Source organism: Actinomycetota bacterium (assembly GCA_030682655.1).
Classification (GTDB): domain Bacteria; phylum Actinomycetota; class Coriobacteriia; order Anaerosomatales; family JAUXNU01; genus JAUXNU01.
Genome location: JAUXNU010000127.1, coordinates 95,116 through 106,549 on the forward strand (window position 1 = coordinate 95,116; position 11,434 = coordinate 106,549).

At 65.2% G+C, this 11,434-nt stretch carries 9 protein-coding genes; all 9 read left to right on the forward strand.

Features of this window, described 5'->3' with window-relative positions:
* The first annotated feature begins 154 nt into the window (after window positions 1-154).
* Window positions 155-712, forward strand: a complete 558-nt coding sequence (gene pyrR / locus Q8K99_08065) for a bifunctional pyr operon transcriptional regulator/uracil phosphoribosyltransferase PyrR (GenBank protein MDP2182511.1) — start codon at window positions 155-157, stop codon at window positions 710-712.
* On the forward strand, window positions 709-1,635 hold the full coding sequence (locus Q8K99_08070; GenBank protein ID MDP2182512.1) for an aspartate carbamoyltransferase catalytic subunit: 927 nt from the start codon (window positions 709-711) through the stop codon (window positions 1,633-1,635). Before pyrR ends, Q8K99_08070 begins: the two co-directional genes overlap by 4 nt.
* A complete protein-coding gene (locus Q8K99_08075; GenBank protein ID MDP2182513.1) occupies window positions 1,632-2,957 on the forward strand; it encodes a dihydroorotase in 1,326 nt (441 codons plus the stop codon). The genes Q8K99_08070 and Q8K99_08075 overlap by 4 nt, the downstream gene beginning before the upstream one ends.
* A complete protein-coding gene (carA, locus tag Q8K99_08080) occupies window positions 2,954-4,213 on the forward strand; it encodes a glutamine-hydrolyzing carbamoyl-phosphate synthase small subunit (GenBank protein MDP2182514.1) in 1,260 nt (419 codons plus the stop codon). The genes Q8K99_08075 and carA overlap by 4 nt, the downstream gene beginning before the upstream one ends.
* 9 nt (window positions 4,214-4,222) lie before the next feature.
* On the forward strand, window positions 4,223-5,068 hold the full coding sequence (locus Q8K99_08085; GenBank protein ID MDP2182515.1) for a universal stress protein: 846 nt from the start codon (window positions 4,223-4,225) through the stop codon (window positions 5,066-5,068).
* Between the two features lie 12 nt (window positions 5,069-5,080).
* The gene (gene carB, locus Q8K99_08090) at window positions 5,081-8,299 is read left to right on the forward strand and encodes a carbamoyl-phosphate synthase large subunit (GenBank protein MDP2182516.1); all 3,219 of its coding nucleotides are present in this window, start codon (window positions 5,081-5,083) and stop codon (window positions 8,297-8,299) included.
* Window positions 8,296-9,120 carry a dihydroorotate dehydrogenase electron transfer subunit gene (locus tag Q8K99_08095; GenBank protein MDP2182517.1) on the forward strand — a complete coding sequence of 275 codons (825 nt, stop codon included), beginning with the start codon at window positions 8,296-8,298 and terminating at the stop codon, window positions 9,118-9,120. Before carB ends, Q8K99_08095 begins: the two co-directional genes overlap by 4 nt.
* 33 nt (window positions 9,121-9,153) lie before the next feature.
* Entirely contained in the window at window positions 9,154-10,071 is a 918-nt protein-coding gene (locus Q8K99_08100) for a dihydroorotate dehydrogenase (GenBank protein MDP2182518.1), read from the forward strand.
* Between the two features lie 21 nt (window positions 10,072-10,092).
* On the forward strand, window positions 10,093-11,434 hold a 1,342-nt coding region (locus tag Q8K99_08105), incomplete at its 3' end, for a hypothetical protein (GenBank protein ID MDP2182519.1).

Below are 11,434 nucleotides of genomic sequence, written 5' to 3' on the forward strand. Positions count from 1 at the left end.
GGTCGCGTGAGACCTTTTAACCCGGTCCCGTGAGGCCGGCAAGGGAAACATACCGAGACTGCTGACGGAGCGTCGGCGGTACGATGTGCCTTCTTGCCTGCCTTGCGAGAAGGCGTTTTTGTTGCCCGGGAAACGCGTTGTGAGGAGGCCTGGGATGGAGTACCGCACGAAGGCGGTTGTGATGGACGGCCCGGCGATCGAACGCGCTCTGACGCGCATCGCCCACGAGATCCTGGAGGCCAACAAGGGAGCGTCGAATGTAGCCCTCGTGGGAATCCTCACGCGTGGGGCCCGTGTGGCCGAGGCGCTCGCCGCCAAGATTCGCGAGATCGAAGGCACCGAAGTCGCAGTCGGCCTGCTGGACATCTCGTTCTACCGTGATGACCTTGCGACCAGGCTCAATCCCGAGGTACACCGCACGGACATCCCGTTTGACGTCGAAGGGCGCGACATCGTGCTTTGCGACGACGTGCTGTACACGGGCCGCACGATCCGGGCGGCGATGGACGCGATCATGGACTACGGGCGGCCGTGCTCGATGCAGTTGGCCGTGCTGGTGGACAGGGGTCATCGCGAACTGCCCATCCGCGCGGACTACGTCGGCAAGAACGTTCCGACGTCTCGCAAGGAGCGCGTCCGGGTGCGTCTCACCGAGCCAGACGGCATCGATGCGGCGGAGATTCTCGAGGCGTGCGGAAAGGACCCGGAATGATGTTGTCCGGCCAGCACATAATGTCGATGGACGATCTGTCCGCCGAGGACATCACTCTCATCCTGGACACGGCGGAGTCGTTCAAGGAAGTCAACGAACGACGCATCAAGAAGCTTCCCACCCTACGTGGACGCACGGTCGTGAATCTCTTTCTCGAGCCGAGCACGCGCACGAGGACGAGCTTCGAGCTAGCTGCCAAGCGTCTCAGCGCAGACGCCGTCAACATGTCGGGCTCCGCGTCGGCGACCGCAAAAGGGGAGTCGCTGCGAGATACCGCCAAGACTCTGTCGGCGATGGCCTGCGATCTCATCGTCGTGCGCCATAAGTACGCAGGCGCACCGCAGGTGCTGGCGGAGTGCATGGACGCCCACGTCGTCAACGGTGGCGACGGCAAGCACCAGCACCCGACTCAGGCGCTCCTCGACCTGTTCACGATAAGGCAGACCATGGGTCGCCTCGAGGGACTGACCGTGGGCATCGTCGGCGATATCGCTCACTCGCGCGTCGCCGGGTCGCTCATACCCGCGCTCCGCGCGGTCGGCGCCCGCCCGATCGTCATCGGTCCGCCCACGCTGATGCCCGCGCGCCCGGACGTCCTTGGCGCGGGCGTCTGCTACTCGCTGGACGAGGTTCTTCCCGATCTCGATGTGGCGTACATGCTGCGCATTCAGATGGAACGCGCCGACGGGATGCCCTTCCCGAGTCTGCGCGAGTACGCGAAGCTCTTCGGCATGAACGGGAAGCGTCTCGACGCGATGAAGCCTGACGCCCGCATTATGCATCCGGGGCCGATGAACCGAGGCGTCGAGATCTCCTCGGCAGTTGCGGATTCGGACCGGGCGATCGTGCTCGACCAGGTCAACGCCGGCGTTGCAGTGCGCATGGCCGCGATGTACCTGCTGCTCGGAGGTGAGGCTGCATGACGGGTCGGAGCGCTTCTCACGAGCATATCCTGCTCGCAGGCGGGCGTGTGGTCGACCCCGCAGTGGGGCTGGATCAGGTCGCGGACGTGCTTGTTTCAAAGGGCGTCATCGCGGCAATCTCACCAAGCATCGAACCGCCGAAGGGCGCCCTGGCTATCGACTGCACCGAGAAGATCGTGATGCCGGGTCTGGTCGATCTCCACGTCCACCTGCGGGATCCGGGTCGCGAAGACAAGGAGACGATACTCACGGGCTCACGTGCGGCCGTTCACGGTGGGTTCACGGCGGTTTGCGCGATGCCGAACACGTCACCGATCTGCGATACGGCTTCGGCGGTGCGCTATGTCATCGAGGCGGCCGAGGAGCAGGCCTTCTGCAGGGTGTATCCCATCGGCGCTGTCACCATGGGAAGTGCAGGAACCGCACTCGCGGAGATCGCCGACATGCACGGCGCCGGCGCGGTCGCCTTCTCCGACGACGGCCATGGCGTGCAGGACGCCGGGATGCAGCGCCTTGCGATGGACTACGCGAAGATGCTGCCGACCGTGCTCATCTCGCACTGCGAGGATGAAGCACTTGCCGCGGGCGGCGTCGTCAACGAGGGTGTGGTCTCCACCCGCCTCGGCATGAGCGGTTGGCCCGCAGCTGCCGAGGAGATCGCTGTTGCCCGCGACATCCGCCTCGCCCAACTCACCGGATGCCGTTTGCATCTGGCGCATCTGTCCACAGCCGGCAGCGTGGAGCTCGTCCGTGCTGCCAAGGAGCAGGGCATACCGGTCACCTGCGAGGCCACGCCGCATCACCTGTTTCTTGACGAGGACGCGATCGATACGACCTACGACACGAATTTGAAGATCAACCCACCTTTGCGCACAGTCGCCGATCGCGAAGCCCTCTTGGCTGCGCTCTTGGACGGTACGGTCGACTGCATCGCCACCGACCATGCGCCTCATGCTTCGCACGAGAAGGAGCTCGAGTTCGAGATCGCGCCCTTCGGCACCACCGGGCTGGAGACGGCACTCTCGTTGGTGAACACCCATCTTGTGGCAAAGCAGGTCATCGACTGGCCTGTCGTCGTCGAGCGCATGTGCCATGGTGCGCGTACAGCCGTTCCGGGACTGCCGGAGATGCGGCTCGCGGAGGGTCAGGTCGCGGACATCACCGTCTTCGATCCGGAAGCACGGGTCGCCGTGACCGAAGGGTGGTTCGAAAGCCTCTCGGCCAACTCGGCTTTTCTCGGAGTTGCGCTACTCGGGAAGGCCTCGGAGGTGCTCGTCGGAGGCAGGATCGTTCTGCGGAACGGGAAGGTGGTCGACCGGTGACGGCACGCAAGCCTGCGCTGCTCGCGTTCGAGGACGGGACGGTATTCGAGGGTCTGGCCTGCGGCGCTGATGGAGAGGCCGCAGGCGAGATCGTGTTCAACAGTTCGCTTTCGGGATATCAGGAAGTGCTGACCGACCCGAGCTACGCCGGGCAGATCGTCACCATGACGATGCCGCACATCGGCAACTACGGAACCAACGGCGCCGACATGGAGTCACGCGGCGTGTTCGCGAAGGGGTTCGTCGTTCGCGCGATGTGCCGCGAGCCCTCGAATTGGCGTTCCGAGGAGAGCCTGCCTGCGTTCCTAGAGCGTTTCGGTGTCGTCGCGATCGAGGGTGTCGACACGCGCCGCCTGACCCGGCACGTTCGCGAAGCCGGCGCGATGCGCGCGGTCATCTCGACCGTGGATCTTGACCCCGCTTCACTCGTGGCGAAGGCGTTGGGGTCCCCGGGGCTTGTGGGAAGGGATCTGGTGGCTGAGGTCGCCGTGGGCGAGCAGTTCGAGTGGGGCAACGCGGGGCCTGACGGTAAAGTGCCGGTCGACACAGGTGTGCTGCCGGTCTCACCGCGCTACAAGGTCGTGGCGTTCGACTCCGGTATCAAGTACAACATCCTCCGGCAGCTTTCAGAGGCGGGTTGCCAGGTGATCGTGGTGCCGCCGACGACATCTGCTGCCGACGCGCTGGCGCTTGAGCCTGACGGCATCTTCGTCGCCAACGGGCCCGGCGATCCGGCTGCCGTGGACTACCTCTACGGGACCGTCCGGGAGGTTCTGGGCACGAGGCCGGTCTTCGGGATCTGTCTCGGCCACCAGATGCTCTCGCTCGCGGTGGGGGCGAGCACGTACAAGCTCAAGTACGGTCACCGCGGCGGCAACCAGCCGGTGAAGAACCTGCTCACGGGCCGCGTGGAGATCACCAGTCAGAACCACGGATTCTGCGTGGATTTCGGTTCCATAGGACCGGTACTGGCCGAAGAGAGCGATGGGCTGGCAATGGAAGGCTCGGATCTGGGTGCCTGGGCACGCGCAGGCGTGCCACCGGTCGTGCAGTCGGAGACCTTCGGCCGCGTGCAGCTGACGCACGTGAACCTGAACGACATGACCACGGAGGGCATCAGGTTGCTGGACTTCCCGGCGTTCTGCGTCCAGTACCATCCCGAGGCGGCACCGGGCCCACATGACGCCCGTTACCTGTTCGGCGAGTTCACGCGGCTCATGGACCAGACGGTCGACCGGCAGGCCAGGAAGGGGTAGGGGGCGTCGATGCTGCGGAGTGTGATGGTCCCGACCGACTTCTCGCCTGAGTTCGGCTTGCTGCTCCGGTACGCCGAGGGGCTTGCCGCGCTTGGCGTGCGACGCGTGGTCCTTGGCCATGCAGTCGAGGCCAGCGGCATGGAGGGTCCGGTCATCGCCGCCACGATGGACAAGGTGCGCGAGCAGATCCGCGCAATGAGCTCGGATCTTGCGAGCGCCGGTCTCGATGTGGAGGTGCGGGTAGTCACGGGCCCGGTCTCGGAATGCCTGATGGGCATCGCCGCCGAGACGCACGTCGACGCGGTTGTGTGCGGTACCCACGGCAAGGGGCTGCTCACGAAGCTGATCGCCGGGTCCGTTTCCGAGGACATGGTGACCAACGCGAGCGTACCGACGATCGCCGTCCGCTACGACCTCATGCGGGGACGCGAGCACCCGGCCGAGTTGGCGAGGGCATTCGCGAAGCAGATCATCGTGCCGATCGATTTCTCGTCGTCGTCGATGCGGGCATTCGACGCGCTCCTCTCGATGCCAAAGGATGCCGTTGGCACCGCGTTTCTGACCCATGTCATCGACGCCGCCGTTGTCGGCGACCGTATTCGCCGCACCGAAGATGGAGCGGAGTTCCAGCTTCGCAACATGGCGGCGATAGCTGCGGAGAAGGGCATCACGGCGCGTCCAGTCGTCAGGCAGGGGGATCCTCGCCGGGCCGTTCTGCAGGAGGCCAAGGAACGCCGTGCCACAGGGATGATAGTGGGCACGCAGGGTCCGAATCCCCTACTGGAGGCTGTCCTTGGCAGCGTATCTCTGACGCTGATGAGGCAGGCGTCGTGTCCCGTGATGATCGTTCCCTAGAGAAGGAGCAGCATGCCCCGTCGTGACGACATCAAGAAAGTGCTGGTCATCGGTGCCGGGCCGATCATCATCGGCCAGGCTTGTGAGTTCGACTACTCGGGCTCTCAGGCGTGCAAGGTCCTGCGGGAGGACGGCTACGAGGTCGTTCTCGTCAACTCGAACCCGGCGACGATCATGACCGATCCGGGTATCGCGCATCGGACCTATGTCGAGCCGGTGACTCCAGAGTTCGTCGCGAAGATCATCGAACGTGAGAGGCCTGACGCTCTACTTCCCACGCTCGGCGGACAGACGGGGCTGAACTGCGCTGTCGCGCTTGCCGAGGCGGGCGTGCTCGACGACTTCGGCGTCGAGCTCATCGGTGCGAAGCTCGATGCCATCAAGAAGGGCGAGGACCGCAAGCTCTTCGCCGAGGCGATGCAGCGGATCGGGCTCGATGTCCCGCGCAGCGGATACGCGTACTCGGTGCGCGAAGCCGAGGACGTCGTGGCTGATCTGGGCTACCCGGTGGTCGTGCGTCCCTCGTACACGCTCGGCGGCGCGGGGGGTGGCATCGCCTACAACCACGACGAGTTGCGGGACATCGTCGCGGGAGGCGTAGCGCTGTCGCCGACCGGCGAGGTGCTCGTCGAGGAGAGCGTGCTCGGCTGGAAAGAGTACGAGATGGAGGTCATGCGCGACAGTAGCGACAACACCGTCATCATCTGCGCCATCGAGAACTTCGATGCGATGGGCGTGCACACCGGTGACTCCATTACCGTGGCTCCTGCCCAGACCCTGACCGATCGCGAGTATCAGGCCATGCGTGACGCGTCGATAGCCATCATGCGTGAGATCGGCGTGGAGACCGGCGGGAGCAACGTGCAGTTCGCAATCAACCCGGTAGACGGGCACATGGTCGTCATCGAGATGAACCCCCGGGTGTCACGCTCCAGCGCACTCGCGTCGAAAGCAACGGGCTTCCCGATCGCGAAGTTCGCTGCCAAACTCGCCGTCGGCTACACCCTCGATGAGATTTCCAACGACATAACGAAGAAGACGCCGGCGTGCTTCGAGCCGAGCATCGACTACACCGTCGTGAAGGTTCCCCGCTGGGCGTTTGAGAAGTTCAAGGGCACTGACGAGACCCTCACTACCAGGATGAAGTCGGTGGGAGAAGTGATGGCGATCGGCCGCACCTTCGAGGAGGCGCTCGGCAAGGCGATGCGCTCTCTCGAGAACGGCCGGCTGGGCCTCGGGGCCGACGGCAAGGACTCCTTCGACGAGCACAAGTTCGACATCCGGCTTGCGACGCCTACAGAGAAGCGCATCTACTACATCGCCGAGGCCTTCCGGCGGGGGCGCAGCGTGGAAGACGTGCACCACCTCTCGCACGTGGATCCCTGGTTCCTTGGCCGGATCGAAGCGATGGTCGTTGTCGAGCGAGGACTGGCTGGTCGCGCATTGGCGGACATCTCCGCCGATGAGATGCGCGACGCGAAGCAGCATGGGCTGTCTGACCCGCAGATCGCGCACCTTACAGGTTCGACTGAGGCAGAGGTGCGCGTCAGAAGGCTCGACCTCAGGGTGAAGGCTACGTTCAAGTCGGTCGATACCTGCGCGGCCGAGTTCGAAGCGAGCACGCCCTACTACTACAAGACATACGAGACCGAGGACGAAGTCGCCCCGAGCGAGCGACCCAAGGCGATGATCCTCGGTGCGGGGCCGAACAGGATCGGGCAGGGCATCGAGTTCGACTACTGTTGCGTTCACGGCGCGTACGAACTGCACGACCTTGGCTACGAGACCATCATGGTCAACTGCAATCCCGAGACGGTGTCGACCGACTACGATACGAGCGACCGCCTCTACTTCGAGCCGCTGACCTTTGAAGACGTCATGGATATCTGCGACGCCGAGAAGCCTGCGGGAGTGCTCGTGACGTTCGGCGGCCAGACACCGCTCAAGCTCGCGCATGCGCTCGAAGCTGCAGGCGTGCCCATCCTGGGCACGAAGCCGGAGGCTATCGACCTGGCCGAGGACCGACGGCGCTTCTCCGCCGTGCTCGACGGCCTCGGCATCAAGTACCCGGCTGCGGGAACCGCGACGAGCTTTGAAGAGGCGGTCGAGGTCGCAGGGCGCATCGGATTCCCACTCCTGGTGCGTCCGAGCTATGTCCTTGGCGGGCGAGGAATGGTGATCGCGTACAACGAGGAATACCTGGAGCGGTACATGGCCGAGGCCGTCAGCGTCTCGCCGGACCATCCGGTGCTGCTCGACCGCTTCCTGGAGGGTGCGGTCGAGGTCGATGTCGATGCGGTCTGTGACGAGCAGACCGTCTACATCGGTGGTGTTATGGAGCACATCGAGGAGGCCGGCATCCATTCGGGTGATTCTGCCTGCTGTATTCCGCCCTTCTCGCTCGGCGAAGACACAATAGAGGAGATCAAGGGTCATGCGCGGGCGCTGGCGCTCGCGCTCGGCGTGTGCGGACTCATCAACATCCAGTTCGCGGTGAAGGACCAGGCGGTCTACGTTCTAGAGGTCAATCCGCGAGCGAGCCGCACGGTGCCGTTCGTGAGCAAGGCGACCGGTGTCCCGCTCGCGAAGGTGGCCGCTCGGGTCGTGGCCGGCCACAAGCTCGCGGAGATGGACCTGCCCGATGAGGGTCGCGAGCTCGGACGCTTCTGTGTGAAGGAGGCGGTCATGCCCTTTGGGCGCTTCCCGGGTGCGGACACCGTCCTCGGCCCGGAGATGAAGTCGACCGGCGAGGTCATGGGAGTGGCCGATGACTTCCCGACGGCCTACGCGAAGTCCCAGCTTGCAATCGACTACTCACTGCCCAGGGGAGGCGCTGCGTTCGTCTCTGTGTGCGATCGCGACAAGCGAGCGATCGTGCCGGTGGTCAAGCAGTTGCATCAACTCGGGTTCAAGATCCTGTCCACCCGCGGAACCGCCAAGACACTGCGCGCGGCCGGCATCCCGGTCACGGAGGTCCTGAAGAAGCACGAAGGCCGTCCCAACATCGTGGACGCTGTCGTCAACGATGAGGTCCAGCTTGTTATCAACACGCCGTTCGGACAGGAAACGCGTTCGGACGGGTACCACATTCGCACGGCGGCCGTGCAGCACGGAGTCCCGAACATCACGACCATTCCGGCCGCGACCGCGGTCGTTCAGGCGATCGAGGCCATCAAGGACGGTCGGCTGAACGCCGTGGCGCTCCAGGACTTCCAGGATGTGTCGCCGTGAATTGCGACGCCGACCATACGGGCGCGCGGCCCGCGCTCGAGCCGGCGCTGGTAGTCGCCAACGATCGCGTGGGTACCGGAGTGGGCCTGCTAGTTCTCGAGACGCCCCGGGTGGCGGCGCACGTGCGGCCAGGACAGTTCGTGCACCTCAGGGTCGCGCGGGGACGTGACTTCATCCTGCGCAGGCCGTTCTCCGTGCATCGCGTTTCCGGAGATCGCATCGAGATCCTGTACCAGGTTCTCGGTGTCGGCACCCGGGAGATGGCGACGGCGTCGCCCGGCGCCGAGATGGATCTCATTGGCCCGCTCGGTCGTGGATGGGCCGTGCCGGAGCGTCTCGAACATGCGCTTCTGGTCGCAGGAGGGCTTGGCGCGGCACCGCTCGGCATGCTCGCCGAGGAGCTTGCGACCGCGGGGGTCGCGGTCACGGTCGCGCTCGGTGCGCCCACGGCCGTGCGTCTCGTGGCGCGCGAGGTCTTCGAGCGCACCGCGAGACGGGTCGAGGTCGCTACGGAGGACGGCAGCTCGGGAGAAGCAGGCCTGGTGACGAAGGTGACCGGACGGTTGCTTGCGGCGGACACCTTCGATGTCGCGTATGTTTGCGGTCCCGAGGCCATGCAGCGCGCTGTGGCGGAGCAGTGCTCCTCGGCAGGTGTGGCGTGCCAGGTCTCGCTGGAGCGGCTCATGGCGTGCGGTATCGGTGCGTGCCTGTCTTGTGTGGTCACGACCACGACCGGCCTGAAGCGTGCCTGCGCAGACGGGCCGGTCTTCGACGCCGAGGAGGTGCTTTGGGATGCGACCGAGATACCGCCCAGGCATTAGGCGTTCGTGCACGGATTTGCGGGAGGTGGCGTCGTGACCGTCGACATGCGCGTGCGCATCAGCAGCCTTGAGCTGCGCAATCCCGTCATGACCGCTTCCGGGACGTTCGCGTCGGGACGGGAGTACGCGGACTTCATGGACCTCGGACGTCTGGGGGCCCTGGTCACGAAGGGCGTGTCAGTCGAGCCGTGGATTGGCAATGCGAGCCCGCGCATCGCCGAGACAGCAAGCGGAATGCTGAACTCGATCGGACTGCAGAACCCCGGTGTGGAGGCGTTCTGCGCCCGGGACCTTGTCTGGCTCGGCGACATCGACGTTCCTTTGATCGTGAACGTGTCCGGCAACACGGTCGCCGAGTACGTTGGCGTGATCGAACGTCTCGAGGCAGAGTCCCGGGTCGACGGCTACGAAGTGAATATCTCGTGCCCCAACGTGGACGCTGGCGGAATGACGTTCGGAACCGATTGCGCTGGCGCGGCCGCGGTCACAAGTGCGTGTCGCGAAGCGACCACGCGCCCCCTGGTGGTCAAGCTGAGCCCGAACGTGACCGACATCGCTGAGATCGCTCGTGCGGTAGCGGACGCGGGGGCCGATGCGGTCTCGCTCATCAACACTCTCCTTGGCATGGCCGTGGACGTGGACACCTTCCGGCCCAAACTCGCCCGTGTCGTCGGTGGCCTGAGCGGCCCGGCGATCAAGCCGGTCGCCGTGCGCATGGTCTGGCAGGTTGCCGGGGCCGTGGACATCCCGGTCATCGGCATGGGCGGGATCATGACCGCCGAGGACGCTGTCGAGTTCCTGCTTGCAGGGGCTTGCGCCGTGGCCGTCGGGACCGCGAGTTTCGTCGATCCCACCAGCGCTGTGCGCGTCATCGACGGGCTTGTGGAGTTCTGTCATGCTCGTGGCATCGACCAGGTCACCGACCTGGTTGGTGCGCTGGTTGTTGACTAGAACGGTGCGAGAGGGGACCGGATGTCGGACCTGAACGAGGGTGTTGACCTGCCAAGGAGCCCCGCAGACACTCCAGGGGCCGATGATTCCGGCGACCGTCCCGCAACCGTCGCACCACCGTCGCCAGACCCACTGCCGCCCGGCGCGGTACCTGGTGTGGGTGCGATGTCTGGACGTGAGCGCGGCAGGTCGCGGATCTGGGTCGTGATCGGGGTCATCGTCGCCTTCATCATCATCGCCTCGGGACTGGCGTTCTGGCTTGCGAAGACCTACATCATCGATCCGTTGGTCGATTCGGGTTCCGACTCCTGGGTTGCGCCGGTTGATTCCTCTGCGCGCTGGACCGCCGACGGCAAGTTCGCCGTGATCCAGACGCAGAACGCGGCGGGCACGCCGTTCGTTGCGGTGTGGGACTCAGAGAGCGGTGACGTTCGCACCCAGGAGGGTTTTCTCGTCGCCACGGTCGAGAAGGCGGCCCCGGTCGTCTGGCTCGTCCGGGCCACCGCTGACGATGTTGCGGAAGCCGTCACCGAGGAGGACGTCTTCGTCCCCGGAGCGGGCCCCTTCGACAGTCCCCCGCGCGAGCTGCTGGCATGGGCGCTGGACGAGCCTGATTCTGTTCCGAGCGCTGACGTGCCGGCCAAATGGAGGGCGATGCCGGGACCGGCCGACTGGGTCGCCTACTGTGAGATCGATCCATTGCGCGGCGCGTTTCCCGCCAAGATGCTGTTCAACAACGCTGCGTCTTCCGGGGAAGGGCACAAGGCGGCGCTTCCAGAGGGCTTCGGTACCTTTTCGGTGGTTGGATGGTCACCGTCCGGAGCGTACCTGGCGATCGAGGAACTGGCGCAGATGTCCGAGGCCGCACAGATGGCGCCCGATTCATCCGATGACATGCCGTGGGACTCTCCCGAGCGGCGTCTCATCGTGCTGGACGCCGCCAGCGGCGACGCCGTCGCATCCGTCCTGCTCACCGGCGGCGCGAGCGGCCCGGTCATGTGGGACTCCACACGCGACGTGCTCATCTGGGTCGAACAGCAATGGGCGGACGAATCAGACAGCGGTCAGCCCAACAACGTCGTAAGGGCGATCGAGCCGGGCGGTGAGGTGTCCGATGCCGCCGATGTTCTTGGCCTGAAGGTTCCGGAGGAATGGAAGAATGCCTGGTCGCTTGAGGTACTGGGTACCGGGCCGAACGGGGTCTTGCTCGCGGCTGAGGCCGAGGGCTCCGGCAAGCGGCTCTACCTCATCGGCAAGGACGGTGGGGTCACGGACACGGGATCGATAGGGTGGGCGATCAGCGCAGACTGGGAAGAGCGGACCGGCCTGTTGGTGCTCGAGGAGACATACGGCGACGACGACT